Source organism: Nocardia salmonicida (assembly GCF_036142455.1).
GTDB classification, from domain to species: domain Bacteria; phylum Actinomycetota; class Actinomycetes; order Mycobacteriales; family Mycobacteriaceae; genus Nocardia; species Nocardia salmonicida.
The window spans coordinates 1168791-1185138 of the sequence record NZ_CP108014.1 but is presented as its reverse complement, the minus strand read 5'-3'; the positions used below and the strand labels follow the sequence as shown (position 1 = coordinate 1185138).

15 protein-coding genes are annotated in these 16348 nt (G+C 67.7%); 4 read left to right on the top strand and 11 right to left on the bottom strand.

Annotation, left to right across the window (positions count from 1 at the left end; all coding sequences use genetic code 11):
• Positions 1–9: 9 nt before the first annotated feature.
• Positions 10–888 (bottom strand): alpha/beta fold hydrolase, encoded by an 879-nt coding sequence (locus tag OHS03_RS05805; RefSeq protein ID WP_328661356.1) that lies wholly within the window; start codon positions 886–888, stop codon positions 10–12.
• Between the two features lie 107 nt (positions 889–995).
• On the opposite strand from OHS03_RS05805, the gene OHS03_RS05800 reads away from it, so the two are divergent.
• Positions 996–2990, top strand: a complete 1995-nt coding sequence (locus OHS03_RS05800; RefSeq protein WP_328661354.1) for a BTAD domain-containing putative transcriptional regulator — start codon at positions 996–998, stop codon at positions 2988–2990.
• Here OHS03_RS05800 and OHS03_RS05795 read toward each other — a convergent pair.
• A complete protein-coding gene (locus OHS03_RS05795; protein WP_328661353.1) occupies positions 2987–4126 on the bottom strand; it encodes an epoxide hydrolase family protein in 1140 nt (379 codons plus the stop codon). The two genes, OHS03_RS05800 and OHS03_RS05795, sit on opposite strands and share 4 nt — an antisense overlap.
• Positions 4127–4188: 62 nt before the next feature.
• On the opposite strand from OHS03_RS05795, the gene OHS03_RS05790 reads away from it, so the two are divergent.
• Entirely contained in the window at positions 4189–5157 is a 969-nt protein-coding gene (locus OHS03_RS05790) for a helix-turn-helix transcriptional regulator (protein ID WP_328661351.1), read from the top strand.
• A gap of 15 nt (positions 5158–5172) precedes the next feature.
• Here the strand turns inward: OHS03_RS05790 and OHS03_RS05785 are convergent, their stop codons facing one another.
• From OHS03_RS05785 to OHS03_RS05770, 4 genes are all read right to left on the bottom strand, one after another.
• Complete coding sequence (locus OHS03_RS05785; protein WP_328661349.1) at positions 5173–6657, bottom strand: flavin-containing monooxygenase; 1485 nt, start codon at positions 6655–6657, stop codon at positions 5173–5175.
• Positions 6658–6718: 61 nt separating this feature from the next.
• Positions 6719–7213 (bottom strand): NAD(P)/FAD-dependent oxidoreductase, encoded by a 495-nt coding sequence (locus tag OHS03_RS05780; protein ID WP_328661347.1) that lies wholly within the window; start codon positions 7211–7213, stop codon positions 6719–6721.
• Entirely contained in the window at positions 7210–8136 is a 927-nt protein-coding gene (locus OHS03_RS05775) for a ferritin-like domain-containing protein (RefSeq protein WP_328661345.1), read from the bottom strand. Before OHS03_RS05775 ends, OHS03_RS05780 begins: the two co-directional genes overlap by 4 nt.
• Before the next feature lie 23 nt (positions 8137–8159).
• The gene (locus OHS03_RS05770) at positions 8160–8996 is read right to left on the bottom strand and encodes an SDR family NAD(P)-dependent oxidoreductase (protein WP_328661343.1); all 837 of its coding nucleotides are present in this window, start codon (positions 8994–8996) and stop codon (positions 8160–8162) included.
• A gap of 101 nt (positions 8997–9097) precedes the next feature.
• Between OHS03_RS05770 and OHS03_RS05765 the strand changes: the two genes are divergently transcribed.
• Complete coding sequence (locus OHS03_RS05765; RefSeq protein WP_328661342.1) at positions 9098–9757, top strand: TetR/AcrR family transcriptional regulator; 660 nt, start codon at positions 9098–9100, stop codon at positions 9755–9757.
• 40 nt (positions 9758–9797) lie between these two features.
• On the opposite strand, the gene OHS03_RS05760 is transcribed toward OHS03_RS05765, so the two are convergent.
• Both OHS03_RS05760 and OHS03_RS05755 read right to left on the bottom strand, forming a co-directional pair.
• Complete coding sequence (locus tag OHS03_RS05760; RefSeq protein WP_328661340.1) at positions 9798–10817, bottom strand: phosphotransferase family protein; 1020 nt, start codon at positions 10815–10817, stop codon at positions 9798–9800.
• A complete protein-coding gene (locus OHS03_RS05755) occupies positions 10814–12022 on the bottom strand; it encodes an acyl-CoA dehydrogenase family protein (protein ID WP_328661338.1) in 1209 nt (402 codons plus the stop codon). The genes OHS03_RS05760 and OHS03_RS05755 overlap by 4 nt, the downstream gene beginning before the upstream one ends.
• A gap of 128 nt (positions 12023–12150) precedes the next feature.
• Here OHS03_RS05755 and OHS03_RS05750 point away from each other — a divergent pair, with 128 nt between their 5' ends.
• Positions 12151–13083, top strand: coding sequence for a TetR-type transcription factor C-terminal domain-containing protein (locus OHS03_RS05750; protein ID WP_328661336.1), 933 nt, complete (start codon positions 12151–12153; stop codon positions 13081–13083).
• Here the strand turns inward: OHS03_RS05750 and OHS03_RS05745 are convergent.
• From OHS03_RS05745 to OHS03_RS05735, 3 genes are all read right to left on the bottom strand, one after another.
• Complete coding sequence (locus tag OHS03_RS05745; RefSeq protein WP_328661334.1) at positions 13010–13489, bottom strand: DUF6328 family protein; 480 nt, start codon at positions 13487–13489, stop codon at positions 13010–13012. The two genes, OHS03_RS05750 and OHS03_RS05745, sit on opposite strands and share 74 nt — an antisense overlap.
• A 139-nt stretch (positions 13490–13628) precedes the next feature.
• Positions 13629–14771: a N(5)-(carboxyethyl)ornithine synthase gene (locus OHS03_RS05740; RefSeq protein ID WP_056822953.1), complete on the bottom strand. Its 1143-nt coding sequence runs from the start codon at positions 14769–14771 to the stop codon at positions 13629–13631.
• A 36-nt stretch (positions 14772–14807) separates the two neighbouring features.
• Positions 14808–16292, bottom strand: a complete 1485-nt coding sequence (locus tag OHS03_RS05735) for a sugar porter family MFS transporter (protein WP_328661331.1) — start codon at positions 16290–16292, stop codon at positions 14808–14810.
• Positions 16293–16348 lie beyond the last annotated feature (56 nt).

Sequence of the window (16348 nt, the reverse complement as noted above, 5' to 3'; positions counted from 1 at the left end):
ACGCCTGGCTCAGCGCAGGACCAGTTCACGAAGGGCCGCGGCCACGGATTCAGGGTCCTCTTCGGCCATGAAGTGACCCGCGTCGACGGTGCGGTGGTCGAGATCCGGTGCCCAACTCGACCACAGCGCCGCCGCTTCGAATCCGAGCGCCGCGCCCCAGTCCTGCTGCAAAACCGTCACGGGCATGGACAGCCGCGCGCCTGCCGCGCGGTCGGCGCGGTCGTGGTCGACATCGATGGTGGCCGAGGCGCGATAGTCGGCCACGATCGAGGGGACGGCTTCGCGACTGGCATCCAGATACGCGGCGCGAACGGGCGCGGGGATCGCGGCGGGATCCTTGGTCCACAGGTCGAGGAAGTAGGCGAAGAACGCGTCGGCGCCGGCCGCGATCATCTGTTCGGGCAGACCCGGCGGCTGGGCCATCAGGTACAGGTGGAATCCGACGGCGGCGTCGACACCGTGTAGCACTTCCCACATGTCGAGGGTGGGTAGCACATCCAGGCAGGCGAGGTGGGTGATCGCCGCGGGGTGGTCGAGTCCGGCGCGGAAGGCGACCAGTGCGCCGCGGTCGTGGCCGGCGAGCGCGAAGCGCTCATGACCGAAAGCCGCTGCCACGGAGACGATGTCGGCTGCCATGCGCCGCTTGGAGTAGGTATCGGCTACGGCGTCGGCGGGTTTGTCGCTGTCTCCGTAGCCGCGTAGGTCCGGCACTATCACCGTGTGGTCGGCGGCCAGGTCGGCGGCGACGTGACGCCACATCAGGTGGGTCTGCGGGAAGCCGTGCAGCAGCACGATCGGAGCCCCCGAACCGACTGCGGCGACATTGAGCGCGACCTCGTCGGTGACGGGGACCCGGTGGTAGTCGAATCCGGGAATGGTGTGGGTCATCGCGTTGACTCTTTCGTTCGAAGGCTGGTCCGCGGGGTCCGAGCGGATCGAGTTCGAGCGTGCGGTGTCGCGATGAGCACCCGATGAACGCGCACTACATTGGCCTGATGCGGTTTCAGGTGCTCGGTCCCGTCACCGCGCACGACGACCTGGGCGGACCGGTCGCGCTGCGCGGGCCGCGCTATCGCGAGGTGCTCGCGCGGCTGATCCTCGCCGACCGGCGCGTGGTTCCGGTCAGTCGACTGGTCGACGATCTGTGGGACGAGCCGCCCGCGGACGCGGTGGGCGCGGTGCGCACCTTCGTGGCCGGACTGCGGCGCGCGCTCGAGCCCGACCGCCCGCCTCGCACACCGGCGCGCCTGCTGGTCACCGAAGGGCTCGGTTACGCGCTGCGGGCCGAACCCGATGCCGTCGACGCGTGGCGATTCGACGATGCGGTCCGAATGGCATCGACTCTGTCTGCGGGACAAGCCTTCTCGGTACTCACAGAGGCACTGGGCTGGTGGCGCGGACCTGCCTACACCGACTTCGCCGATGCGGGGTGGGCCAAGGCCGAACGATCGCGGCTCACCGAGCAGCGACTGTTGGCGGTCGAACGCCGTGCCGAAGCCCAAGTGGCGCTCGGCGCCGCCGCGGCAGCGGTCCCCGACCTCGACGCGCACGTCACCGAGCATCCGTGGCGCGAAGACGCGTGGGGGCTGCTGGCCACCGCCCTGTATCGCTCGGGCCGGCAAGCCGACGCGCTCGCCGTCCTCGCCAGGGCCCGGCGGATGCTGGCCGAGGATCTGGGCATCGACCCGGGACCGGCACTACGCCGCCTCGAACACGACCTGCGGCGCCAGGCGGCACACCTCGACCCGTTCGCGGCCGATCCCACCGCGCAAGTCTGGGAACAGGCCCGCGCCGCCTACGACAGCGCGATCCCGCCACGCACGAGGACGCGCCTGGAATCGACCGCCGGACTGATGCGCGACCTCGCGGTGACGGGCGGCGGCGGGTTGGAAGCGGCACGCGCACATCGGATTTCCGCTGTCGCCGCCGCCGACGAACTCGGCGACCCCGAACTGACCGCACGGGTGATCGGCATCTACGACGTGCCCGCGATCTGGACCCGCTCGGACGACCCGGCGCAGGATCGACGACTCATCGACATCGCCGAGAGGACCCTGCTGCGACTGCCCGCCGACGACGCCGCCGACCGGGCCAGACTGCTCGCGACCATCGCCGTCGAATCGCGCGGCGGCCTGCCGGTGAACGATCCGACCGAGGCCGGTTTGCGCCCATTGCGGGCCGCCCGCCAGGCCGAGGACATCGCGCGCCGACTGCACGACCCCGCACTGCTGGCGTTCGCGCTCAACGGGGTGTTCATGCAGAGCTTCCAGCGAGCCGGACTGGCGCAGCGGCGCGACGCCGTCGGCACCGAGATCGTCGCGGTAGCGGCGAAGAGCAAGCTCGCCACCTACGAGGTGCTCGGCCACTTGATCCTCGTTCAAACGCGCTGCGCCCTGGCCGATCACACCGGCGCCGACCGGCACGCCGATGCCGCCGACGCGCTCGCGCAGCGCTACGAACTGCCACTGGTCGAGGTGTTCACCACCTGGTTCCGTGCCCTACACACCAGTGCGACCACAGATCTCGCGACCGGAGAGGCGGCGTATAGGGCAGCCGCTACCGCACTCACCGGTGCCGGTATGCCAGGGCTCGAGCTCGGCCTGTTGCCGCTGGCCGAGCTGAGCCTGTATCTGCGACACCAGCAGACCGCGCGGATCGCGGCGATCGCCCCCGATACCGACTGGGGGCCCTACAGATCCTGGGTCGAGCCCACCCTGCTCGTCGCCCGAGGACAGCTCGACGGAGCGCGAAATGCCCTGCGCGACATCACCTCACCACCGCGTGACCTGTTGTTCGAAGCGCTGTGGGCGATCGTGGCGCACGCGGCCGTCACCGTCGACGATGTCGAGGTCATGCGCCGAGCCCGGACCCAGCTGAGCCCCGCCGCGGCCGAAACCACCGCGCAGAGCGGACTTCTCAGCGTGGGTCCGGTTCGGACATACCTCGACGACATCGAATCGGCGCTGTCGTCACATCGCAGGCGCGACTAGCGGTAGTCGCCGAAGGTGGCGCGCAGGTCGTCGATGATCAGGTCGGGTTCCTCCATGGCGGCGAAGTGGCCGCCGCGCTCGAACTCGGTCCAGCGCACGATGTTGTGATTGCGTTCGGCCATGCGGCGTACGGGGACACCCAGATCGAAGGGCATGACGGCCACGGCGACCGGAACATCGGTGGCAGGTTCGGCCCGGCCCCAGTTCGCGGCGCCCTCGTAGTAGTAGCGCGCCGACGAGCCCGCGGTGCCGTTGAGCCAGTAGATCATCACGTTCGTGAGCATCGCGTCGCGGTCGACGGCGTCCTCCGGCGCATCGGTGGAATCCGTCCAGTCCTTGAATCGTTCGACGATCCACGCCAATTGGCCCACCGGTGAGTCGGCGAGTGCGTAGGACAGAGTTTGCGGGCGACTGGCTTGCAGCAACGCGTACGCGCCGAGTTCGTAGTGGGCCCGTTGGGCAAGCTCCAGCGCGCGCTTCTCGGCGGGGTCGTCGAGGTCAGCGGTCTCAGGAGTGACCGTGGCCGAGGCGATCATCGTCACGTGGAGTGCCAGCAGATGTTCGGCGTCGATCACCGCCAGCTCGCGGGAGATGGCCGCACCGGTGTCTTCGCCGTGCGCGACGTAGCGGTCGTAGCCGAGCCGGGCCATCAGCTGCGCCCAGGCGTGCGCGGCTCGTGTGGTCGACCAGCCGACCGCGGGGCCGGAGAACCCGTAACCGGGGATGGTCGGCACCACGACATGAAAAGCGTCTTCGGCTCTGCCGCCGTGCGCCACCGGATCGGTCAGCGGCCCGATCACATCGAGGAACTCCACGATCGAGCCGGGCCAGCCATGGGTGAGCACCAACGGCAAGGCCTCGGGTTCAGCCGATCGCACGTGGACGAAATGCATGTCGTGTCCGTCGATGTCGGTGCGGAACTGCGGAAAGGAGTTGAGCCGGGCCTCCTGCGCTCGCCAGTCGTAGGTGTTGCGCCAGTAGCCGGCCAGTTCCCTGGTGTAGTCGAGCGGGATGCCCTGTGACCAGCCGACGCCGGTAACCCCGTCCGGCCAGCGGGTGTCGTCCAGCCGACGGTGCAAATCGTCGAGGTTCGCCTGGGGGATGTCGATCCGGAAGGGGGTGATCTCGGTGCTCATGAGTACTACGCTAAGCAGCACCTAGGACAGCTTCGGCCCTAGCTTTCCGGAAGAATGGATTCATGCTCGAATCCTCAGCGCGACTGCTCCGCTTGCTCTCCCTGCTGCAGACCCCCCGCGATTGGACCGGTCGCGACCTCGCCGAACGCCTCGATGTCGATATCCGGACGGTGCGTCGCGACGTCGACAAGCTGCGCACACTGGGCTACCCCGTACACGCCGTCGCGGGCTCGGCCGGGTACCGGCTTCAGGCCGGGGCCGCGCTGCCTCCCCTGCTGTTGGACGACGAGGAAGCGATCGCGGTCGCGGTGGGACTGGGGACGGCCGTCGCAGGCACCGTCACGGGCATCGAAGAGTCGTCGCTGCGTGCGCTCGCCAAACTCGAACAGGTGCTCCCGTCGCGGCTGCGCCATCGCATCGCCGCGTTGCAGGCCGCGACGGTGACCGTGCCCAGCGGCACAACGCCGGTCGATCCGGAGACTCTCACCGCCATCGCCGGTGCGATTCGTGATCGCCACCTACTCCGATTCGACTACCGCACCCATGACGGCGGCACCACCCGCCGCACCGCCGAACCACATCGGCTCGTCCACACCGGACGACGCTGGTATCTGGTCGGCTGGGACGTCGACCGCGCCGATTGGCGCACCTATCGTGTCGACCGATTACAGCCCCGCATCCCGACCGGACCGCGCTACGACCCACGCCCAGCGCCCGACATCGATCTCGCCGGATTCGTCTCACGCAGCGTGAGCACTGCCCCCTATCGGTACCAGGCTCGCATCACTCTGCTGGTGTCGGCTGTCGAAGCCGCCGACCGGATTCCGGCGACAGTCGGTGTCATCGAAGCCATCGACGCCGGCTCCTGCCTGCTGCACACGGGGTCGAACTCGCTCGACGAGATCGCCGTCTACGTCGGCCTTTTCGGCTTCGGCTTCCGGGTCCACGAGCCACCGGAACTCATCGATCACCTGCGCGCACTGGCGGCTCGCGTCACCGAAGCCGTGGCCTCGGGTACCGACACCGAGTAACCCCGAGGCACACGGCTACGTGAAGACATAGTCGGTGAGCGGGAAATGTGTACTGCGCCAAGCAGCTTCGACGGTGGAGCTGGGGCGTAGGGGCACGTCGCCGTGTTTGTCGAAGTAGTAGCTGTTGGCGGTGGCGCAGCTTTCGTCCCAGAACACCTGACCGCCGCGGCGAGCGAGCATCTCGCGGAAGAAGCGGTCGTTGGCTTCCTCGCTGACCTCGATGCGGTCCGCGTCGTGGGTGCGGGCGTGGTGCAGGCAGCGCAGGATGTGGCGGGTCTGGTTCTCGATCAGGGTGAAGTAGGACGCGCCGTTGTAGCCGTAGGGGCCGATGATGGAGAAGAAGTTCGGGAAGCCGGGGACGCTGACGCCCTCGTAGGCTTGCAGCCGGTTCTTGTCCCACCAGGTCTCCAGATCGCGGCCGTCGACGCCGCGCAGGTCATAGGTCGGCATATTGCCCGATTCCATGACTTTGAAGCCGGTGGCGAGGATCAGCACGTCGGCGGGGTGTTCGGCGCCTTCGGCGGTGCGGACGCCGGTGGCGGTGATCTCGCTGATCGGGTCGGTTTCCAGGGTCACGTTCGAACGATTGAACGTCGACAGATAGTCGTTGGAGAAGCTGGGCCGTTTGCAGCCGAGGGCGTATTTCGGGGTCAGCGCGGCCCGCACGGCGGGGTCCTTCACCTGGCGCCGCAGATGGGCAAGGCCCGCGCGTTCGCCGATCGCGGCGGTGGGCAGCGAGCTGTGATAGTGGGCGGCCAGCGGGAAGGTGAACTCGACGTAGGTCTGGCTCACCAGTCGGGTCAGCGTCCGTCCGCCGGGGACCTTCAGCGCCAGCCGGGCGGCGAGGGGCAACGGCAGGTCGGGGCGGGGCAGGCACCAGATCGGCGTGCGCTGGAACACCGTCAGGTGCTCGACCTGCGAGGCGATCTCCGGGATCACCTGGACCGCGGAGGCGCCGGTGCCGATGATCGCCACGCGCTTTCCCCGCAGGTCCTGGCGGTGATCCCAGCGTGAGGTGTGCATGACGGTCCCCGCGAAGGACTCGATGCCGGGGATATCGGGGAGTTTGGGTCTGGTGAGTACGCCGGTCGCGCTGATCACGAAACGCGCGGTCAAATCGCTGCCGTCGGCGGTGTGCAACACCCACCGGTCGGCCTTCTCGTCGAAGTCCGCGCCGGTCACGGTGGTGCCGAAACGAATGCGCGGGCGCAGCTCGTATTTGTCCACGCACGACTCAGCGTAGGCCTTGAGCTCGCGGCCGGGCGCGTAGACCCGCGACCAATCGGTGCGCTGCTCGAAGGAGAACTGATAGCTGAACGACGGAATATCCACGGCGACACCGGGATAGGTGTTCCAGTGCCAGGTGCCACCGACACCGTCGGCCTCATCGATGATCAGGAAGTCGTCGAACCCGGCCTTGCGCAACTCGATCGCCACGCCGATCCCGGAGAACCCGGCTCCCACGATGACGATCTCGTGCTCGATTCCGGTGGTGGTCATGCGATCTCCTTCATCAGTTCCGCCGACGGATGCAGGCGGCCGGGCCGGGCGACCGTGCGTACTACATGGCCCGCGTCGTCGGCGTAGACATGGCGTCCACCCGGTGTTCTATGCCGTCGACGGTACGCACGCCCAGCGGTACCAGTCGTGCGATCGGCCAGGTCACCAGGGTGCAGTGCGGTTGCCGCAGGGCGCGGTAGTAGCTGTTGTGCACCGCGACGCCCGCGGTGTCGTCCGGGGTCAGGCGGTGGCGCAGCCACGAATCGCGCACCTGGACCCGGAGATTGACGCGAGCAGCGAGTCGAAGCAGTCCTTGCGGTGCGCGGCGCAGCGTCGTCGCCGCGGGCAGCGGTAGGCGCGGGAGGACCCACACCGCCTCGGTCTGGAACACCGTCACCCGCGCGGCCTCGGCGGCGATGCCGGGCAGCAGTCGCGCGGCCGCCGCCCCGCTGCCGATGATCGCGACGCGCTGACCGGTGAATTCGTGCCGGGGCGCGAAGGCTGTGCGGTGCACCTGCGGGCCGGTGAAGGTATCGGCGTAACGCGGCGTCGTCATTTCGCCACCGGTTCGTAGGTGAGCTCGTCCGACCAGGACGGCCGACGGCCGAGGACACGAATCGGGAAACGGTCGATGCAGGCATTGGACACATCGGCCAGCAACTGGAACGGCTGGCGACGGTGAATGGTGGCTTTTCCGTGCATCTTCACCACGTGGTAGAGCGGGACCCGGCGGATGGCCGGGCTGCGCTCCCCCACGTTCTCGTAGCGGCGCACCGCCTGCCACAGCTTCTCCTCGTCGAGGCCGAGCGCGATGATGTTGGTCGACATCCGCGACAGCAGTGGCGCGTACAGCAGCGCGCCGAGTACGAACGACGGACGCACCGCGAAACCAGCCGTCTCGATGGCGATCCGGCGCAGCGGGCCCGCGCCGAGCTGTTCGAGGACCTGGAATCCGACTGCCAGGTGCCGGGACTCGTCGCTGTTGATGTGCCGGAACACCTCGTGGCACACCGGGTCCTCGACCTCGTCGAGCAGGAACTTCACCAGCGCGCCGTCGAGCGCGGTCTCCAGCGAGGGGATCACGGTGCCGAGCACGGGCAGGGTCAGCTGGTCGGCGTAGCGGTCGAGCCAGCTGATCACCAGACGAATGTTCTTGTTGGGCAACGGCATCGCGTCACCCTCGGGGAGCATTCCCCAGCGGCGCATCAGCGCGAGTTCGGCGTTGGCGTGCTTCTGTTCCTCGGCGTGGAAGTACCGGTAGATCTCGCGCAGCGGGCCGGGTGGCGCCTGGTGGGTCAGCGCGGCGAAGCCCCGGGCGCCGACATGTTCGATCCACACCAGGTCGGCCATGAAGGTGGCAAGCCGTGGGCGTTGTTCGTCGGTGATGGTGTCGGCACCCGGTGCGTCCCAATCGATATCGGCCAGCGCCCACTGCTTGGCGCGAATGGTGGCGAGCATCTCGGGATAGGCGAACGTCATTGTTCGATCTCCTTCGGGGTGGATCAGCGCACGACCCGCTCCAGCAGGCCTGCCGAACGGGTGTAGGTGGTGGGCAGCCATCGTTTGGCCTGCCAGAGCATCTTGGCCTCGAGCTGCGGCACCACATAGAGGTCGCCGTGGTCGACCGCGTCGAGGGTGGTGCGGACGATGGCCGCCGGTGCGCGTCCGGTCCAGCGCAGGAGCAGTCCGCCCAGCCGCTCGGCGGTGTCGTCCATGGGTGAATCCGCCTGCATGATATTGGTTTTCACGCCGGTCGGGCACAACACCGTGACGCCGACGCCGGTGCCTGCCAGCTCGGCCGACATCGTCTCCGACAGCGCGAGCACGCCGGCCTTGCTGACGTTGTAGGCGGCCATCCTCGGTGCCGCGCCGAACGCGGCCGCCGAGGCGACGTTCACCAGCGATCCGCGCCCGGCCGCGCGCAGGATCGGCGCGAAGACGTGGCAACCGTGGATGACGCCCCAGAGATTGACGCCGAGCGTGCGCTGCCAATCGTCGAGGGCGAACTCGCCGACCACCGGCCCGCCCGCGCCGATACCCGCGTTGTTGATCACCACGGTGGGCGGACCGCCGAACCAGTCCTGCGCGGTGGCGGCCAATTGCGTCACCTCATCGATCACGGTGACATCGCAGCGGGTTCCGATCGCTTTGCCGCCCGCCGCTTCGACGAGTTCGGCGGTCTCGTCCGCGCGGTCTCGATCGATGTCGGAGCACAGGACGCGCCCGCCTCGGCGACCCAATTCGACGGCGAACGCGCGTCCGATCCCACTGCCCGCGCCGGTCACCACCGCATCGGCGTTCGTGGTCCTGCGCTGGCCGCCGAAGGGGAACAATCGCATGGCAACTCCCGGTTCTACCGGCGAGGCTCTAATTGGTGGCATCTGCCACCATTGGCCGCACCTGACACCAATTAGGCGCGCGGAGGTGTACTTTGTCAACCATGGATGTGCGCGCACCGGCACGGACGTGGGGCGGGCGGACGGCCGAGGAGCGCAGGGCGCAGCGACGGGTCGGCCTGGTCGAGGCCGCCCTCGATATCTGGCTCGACCACGGGTGGGCCGCGGTCACCATGCGCGGGGTCTGTCAACGGGCCTCGCTCAACGACCGCTACTTCTACGAGCACTTCGCCGATCGCGACGAACTGCTCGCCGCGGTCTGGGACGAGGTGCGCACGGAGGTGTTCGCCGAGCTGGTCAACGTCGTGGTCGAACAGGCCGACCGGACGCCACTCGAGATCACCCGCGCGACCATTGCCCGCGCCGTCGCGCTACAGACCGATCTACGCGGGCGGGCCAGGATCCTGCTGGCCGATCACGCGGGCAGTGCCGTGCTCGAACAGCGACGCAAAGCCATGCTCACCGACGCGACCGATGGGCTGATCGCTATCGCGTGGCCCTACCTACGCCCCGATATCGACGAAACCGCCATGCGCATGAGCACACTGGCCGGTATCGGCGGTTTCATGGAACTGGTGTCGGCCTGGCGCACGGGCGTGCTCGACGTAGACGCGGAGCGAATCGTCGAACACAGCAGCACGATCGCGATGCAGCTCGGCGCGATGTTCCTGCCGACGGAGATCATCGGCGACCAGGATTCCTGACGACGAGCGATGGGCTGACCCGCGGCGCTGTCGATGATTACTACGCGGAGCCCTTCAGTGCGCGCAGACCGGCGGCCATGAATTCCGGCGTGGCATCGGCGGCCCGGTCGGCGGCAGAACCGGTATCGGAACCCTGGTGGGCGCGGTGGGTGATGCCCTCGCCGATGATGCCGAGTTTGAAGTTGGCCAGGGCGAGATAGAAGCCCCAGTTGTCCAGCTCGCGCCCGGACGCGGCGGCGTAGGTCTGGGCGAGATCGTCGGGAGACGGCAGGCGAGAGCTGGTCCACGCGGCGCGGGTGCCGAGGATCAGGTCGAAAATCGGAGCCCGGTACACGCACATCAGGGCGACGTCGGTGAGCGGGTCGCCCAGGGTGGAGAGCTCCCAATCGACCACGGCACGCACGATATTCGGGTCCGTGCTGTCGAGGATCGTGTTGTCGATCCGGAAATCCCCGTGCACGATCGAGGACGCCGACTCCCGCGGGATCGCGGCGGACAGCGCCGCGTGCAGGGTTGCCACGTCGGGGAGCTCGCGGGTTTTGACGCGCTCCCACTGGGATGCCCAGAGCTTGACCTGCCGGGTGACGAAACCGTTCGGCCGACCGAATGATTCGAGCCCGACCGTGGCCGGGTCGACCGCGTGCAGCTCGGCCAGAACGCGGACCAGTTCGCGCGCGCTGGAATTCACCTGCTCGTCGGTGAGCGTCGCCAGCTCGTCCTGGTCACGGAACACCGTCCCGTCCACGAACTCGACGACGGTCATCGGCGCGCCCAGCGCGGATCCGGTCGCGTCGAAGGCGATCGTCCTCGCCACGGGCACCGCGGATTTCTGCAGCGCGCTGGTGACGGTGTATTCGCGGGCCATGTCGTGTGCGGACGGGGTGAGTCCGGCGACCGGCGGGCGGCGTACCACCCAGCGCGAGACGTCATCGGCGGCGGCGAACGTCAGATTGGACCGGCCACCACTGATCAGTTCGACGCGCAGCTCGCCGCGCACCTCGACACCCTGCCCGCGCAGGAACTGCTCCAGCGCGGCGATGTCCATGCCCGGCAGTGTCATTCGGATTCTCGCTTCGCGCGCTTGGCCGCGCTCACCGCGCGTTTGGCGATGGCCCAGCGGTGCACCTCGGAGGGGCCGTCGTAGATACGGAACGGACGCACTTCGCGCGAGAGCCGCGCCAGCGGGAGGTCGGCGGAGACGCCGAGACCGCCACACATCTGCATGCTGCGATCGACGATGCGGAAGATCGCTTCGGCGGCATAGGTTTTCGCGATGGAGGTCGCGTTCGCGGCGGGTTCACCTCGGTCGAGTTCCCAGCAGGCGCGGGTCAGCAGCGCGCGCGTGGCGGCGATGTCGATCTCGTTGTCGGCGATCATCTTCTGGACCATGCCGAGGTCGCCGAGCCGGGAGCCGAAGCCCTCGCGCTGCGCCACATGCGCGAGGGCGACGTCATGGCCGCGGCGGGCGGCGCCGAGCCAGCGCATCACGTGGGTCATGCGGGCGGGGCCGAGGCGTACCTGGGCGTATTCGAAGCCGCGGTCGACCTCGCCGAGTACGGCCGATTCCGGAACGAGCAGGTCGTCGAAGAAGACCTCGCAGTGGCCACCGATCATCGACTTGTCGAGGGTGTCGAGGTGCCGGCCGACGCGGATGCCGGGGCTGTCGGCGGGGGCGAGGAACATGGTGGCGCCGCCGCGTTGACCGGGCTCGCCCGAGGTGCGGGCCATGATGATGAAGAATCCCGCGCCGTCGGCGCCGGTGATGAACCATTTGTGGCCGGTGATGCGCCAGCCGCCGTCGGCGCGGACCGCGCGGGTGCTCAGCGCCGACGGGTCGGAGCCCGCGCCGGGGGCCGGTTCGGTCATGGCGAAGGCCGAGCGCACCTCGCCACGAGCGAGCGGGGCGAGGAACTGCTGTTTCTGCTCGGGGTCGGCGATGTGGGCGAGCATGTGGACGTTGCCCTCGTCGGGGGCGGCGATATTGAGGGCCGTCGGGCCGAACAGCGAGTAGCCCGCCTCCTCGAACACCGGAGCGCGACTCGACATGTCGAGACCGTGGCCGCCGTATTCGATCGGCGCGTGCGGGGCGAAGACACCCGCGTCGCGGGCGGCCTGCTGGAGTTCGATGCGCAGCTTCTCGCCGCCTGCCGCGGCGATGTCGCCGTCGTGCGCGTCTTCGACCGAGAGCACATGGTCGCGGATGAAGGCGCGAGTGCGCTCGGCCAGGCTCTGCACCTCGGACGGATGGGACAGGTCGATCGGCACGGGTCCGCTCCTCGGCTCGGTTGCCGAACGATCGCTCGGCAATAGACTGCAATGACAGTGACATGCGCTGATTACTGCTGTCAACAGGCGTGGTCGCTGGGCCGAATTGTTCAGTTATTCTGAACAATATGGAGTCGACAGCAACTGAACACGCAGTGGGCGCGCGGGTGCGCCAGGCGAGGACCGCGGCGGGGCTGTCACTGCGGGCGGTCGCCCAGCGGATCGGCGTCAGTCCGGCCACGCTGAGCGCCGTCGAGACCGGCAAGACCGGCGCATCGGTCGCACGCCTGCGATCCCTTGCTGTCGAGTTGGGCACGACGGTGGCCTGGCTGATCGGCGACCAGCCGCGCCGAGCGCACGATGCCCGCCCCGACGTACGCAGCCCGCACACCGGCGCCACAGCGGATTCCTGGCGCGAGTTCCCGCCGCTGGATATCGACCCGGTGCTCGCCGCCGCTATCGACTCCTTCGTCGAGACCGGCTACCACGGCGCCACGATGCGCTCGATCGCGGCGCGCGCCGGAATGAGCGTGCCCGGCGTCTACCACCACTACCGCGACAAACAGGACCTATTAGTCCGCGCTCTCGACCTCACCATGGACGAATTGCACCGGCGGGTGCGCGCGGCACGTCTCGACGGCGCGAACGGCCGCGAACGAGTGATCCGTGTCGTCGAGGCGCTCGCGCTGTTCCACACCCACCACCGCGAACTCGCCTTCATCGGCGCCAGCGAGATGCGCAGCCTGAACCCGGCCGATCGCGATCGAATCACGTCCTCCCGCAACGAGATCCAGTACATCCTCGATGCCGACATCGACACCGCGCTCGCCGAAGCGGACAGATCGACCGACCGTGCCCGCGACGCGGGGCGTGCCATCGCGACGATGTGCACCGCGCTCCCCCAATGGTTCCGGCTCGACGGCCCGTCCTCCCCCGAACAGATCGCCACCGCCTACGCGGATTTCGCCCTCGGCCTGCTCGGCTTGGCTAGCGCCGATAAAGGAACGGCTGGATCACCCAGAGACCGAGAAACAGCACAGCCGCGACAATTCCCGCGATGACGCCCGCGGCGGTGCCGATGACCATATCGAAGATCAGCACCGCCATGCCGGTCAACGCGACGCCGAGCAGCGCGATTCCGACGAGTGCCAGGCGGTGGGCGCCGATCACGAGCACATCGAGACGATGTCGGCGGAACAGCACCCGGTGCATGGCCACCGGAGCGACCAGAAGCGCGGTCGCGGCGACGGCGGCGGAAACCACCACGAGGTAGACAACGCGCAACGGGGTGTTCAGGGTGTCGAACCTGGATTGGAACGGCAAGGTCAGCAGGAAGCCGGTCAGCACCTGGACGCCGGTCTGCAGGACGCGCAATTCCTGCAGGAGCGAGGACCAGTTCCGATCGAGGCGCTGGGTGGTGTTCTCACCGCGCACTCGCTCGTTCCACGCGGCGTCGTGTCCATCCATCGCCGCTCCTCGCCATTGCGAATAACTCTCGATTTCCTGCCATCTTACTGCGCATATGCCAGGAACCGGCCGACCGATTTCGAGCAGACAGACCAGCGGCGCACGGGGAATGCCCCCGTGCGCCGCTGATGGTCGAAGGTCAGTTCACCGCGTACGGATAGGTGTCGGAGCGACCCTGAAACGACAGGATCCGCGGGTTCTGCACCCGACCGCCGCGAATCTCGATCGCCCGGCGAATCGTTTCGCTGCCATCCCACGCTTCGGGGCCGCCGAGCACGACGGGCAGGTACTCGAGCAGGGCTTCGGAGTTCTCCCACGTCGCCGAGTCCCAGAGGAACGAGGGACTGTGGTCGACACCGTAGTAGTGCAGATCGTCACCGACGGTGAACATCGGATCGGCGAACGAGGTCGGGCGCGAGAACTCGAATCCCATTCCCTCGTCGCACGAGACGTCGACGAAAAGTGTTCCGCGCGTGAACAGTTCGAGGTCGTCGTTCATGACGAACGTCAACGGGTCCTCGGTGTCCTGGAACATGCAGTTCACGATCACGTCGTAGTTGGCCAGCATCTCCGCCAGCGGCCCCGGCTCCGGCGCCTTCAGGGCGAGTGTCCGGCCCGGCAGTGCTGGATCACGCTTGAAATGCTGCATCCGCACCGAGGCGAACGGCGAGGCCACCGCCGACACACTGCGCTGGGTCAGGACCGTCACATCACTGATCCCCAGCGCCGACAGCGCCCGCACCGCGCCACGTGCGGTGGCGCCGAAGCTGATCACCGCCGCGCGCATCCGGCGACCGTAATCTCCACTCACGCCGCGCAATTGGAGAGCGTGCATGACCGAGCAGTAACCGGCCAGTTCGTTGTTCTTATGGAACACGTGGACGCTGAAAGCACCCGACTTGGTCCAGTGGTTCATCGCCTCCCAGGCGATCAGGGTCAGGTCGCGGTCGACAGCCAATTGGGTCATGCTCGCGTCCTGCACACAGTGCGGCCAGCCCCACACGATCGTGCCGGGACGCATCTGCGCGAGGTCTTCGGCCAACGGCTTGGCCAGGAGCAGCACATCACATTCGGCGAAGAGCTCTTCTCGCGTGCGATGGCCCGCTACCAATGGGGCGAGGACATCGTCGGGGTAACCGAATCGATTGCCGTAACCGTGTTCCAGGTAGATCTGACCGCGCAGTTCGGGACTGATGCGGTCGAAGTGAGCCGGGTGGATGGCCAGCCGGTGTTCGTTTTCCTTGCGAGAGGTCGCGACGACGCCGACCGTCAGGTTTTTCACAGTTGCTTCACCTGGTCAGCCTACCCGTAGGCCCTTTCAGCTCTCCGCTTCGTTGGTGATGTCGTCGAGGGACTCGCCCATGGTCTCGGGCACCCGGCGATAGCAGAACACCAGCGAGATCGCGGAGACGACAGCGAAGAGGAAGAACATCGTCGAGGCGCCCCACAGTTCGCCCAGCGGCGGGAAAATCAGGGAGACGGTGAAGTTTCCCATCCAGATGAGAAAGGTGCAGATACTCATCGCGGTGGCGCGGATCGGGGCGGGGAAGATCTCCGAGATCAGCAACCAGGTGGGCACACCCACGCCGAGCTGGAACGCACAGACGTAGACGATCATCAATGTCACCAACACGTAGCCGGTGGCGGTGCTCTGCGTGAGTCCTTCCATCAGACCCATACCGACCAACGCGACGACCATGATTCCCAGCCCGATGAACATCGGCGGGCGCCTGCCGATCTTGTCGACCAGGCTCATGCCGAGCATCACGCCGATCACCGCGCCGACACCGATGCCGATCGAGGAGGTGATCGCCGCGTTGTCGCCCATGCCAGCTTGGGCGAGAGTGGACGGCGCGTAGTAGATGACGGTATTGACGCCGACGAATTGCTGAATCAAGGCCAATCCGACGCCGGTGTAGAACAGCGCGCGCACCTTCGGTTTGCGCAACTGGTCGCTCAAACTGTCCCTGACCGCCTCGTCAGCGGCTTCGGACTGTTCGATCTCGGCGATCGTCGGCTCGACGTTCTCGGGGTAGTAGGACTGCTCGAGCACCTTCTTCGCATCAGCGGTGCGGCCCTGCTTCAAGTACCACCGCGGCGAATCCGGCATGAAATACATGCCGATCACGAGCGCCGCGGCGGGAATGGCCGCCATCGCGAGCATGAGCCGCCAGTTCCCGGTCGGGGCGAGCAGTGCGTTGACGATGTAGGCCAGCAACTGTCCGCTGGCGATCATCAGCGAGTTCATCGAGACCAGGCGCCCGCGATAGGTCGGCGGGGAGATCTCGGAGACGTACATGGGCACCACCAGCGAGGCGGTACCGACGGCGACGCCGAGGACCAGGCGGGTGATGATCATGACCGTGGCATCAGGTGCGAGCGCCTGGGCGAGCGCACCGACGAAGAACAGGGCGCCTGCGAACAGCAGCGTCATCCGTCTGCCCCACCGGTCGGCCATCCAGCCGCCGGTGATCGAGCCGATCGCGGCGCCGATGAGCAGCGAACTCGTGATGACGCCGACCTGGGTCTGACTGAGCGCGAAGTCGGGTGTCAGGTAGACCAGCACGCCGGAGATGACGCCGGTGTCGTAGCCGAACAGCGCGCCGCCGAGCGCGGCGATGACGACGACGGTGAGCACGAACTTCTTGATCTCGGCCCGCATCGCGACCCGTTCGGGCGAGTCGGGCGTGGAATCGACCGGCGGTTCGGTGACCGGGGAAACGACCACCTTCTCGGACCGATTCATGATGGCGCCGAGCCGCTCCGGCTCCTTATCGGTGGATCCACGAGAGGAATCGGGCATGTCCACACCTCCGCCGGATGGAGTAGGTCAATTCCTGCACCTTATCGAGCTCGGAA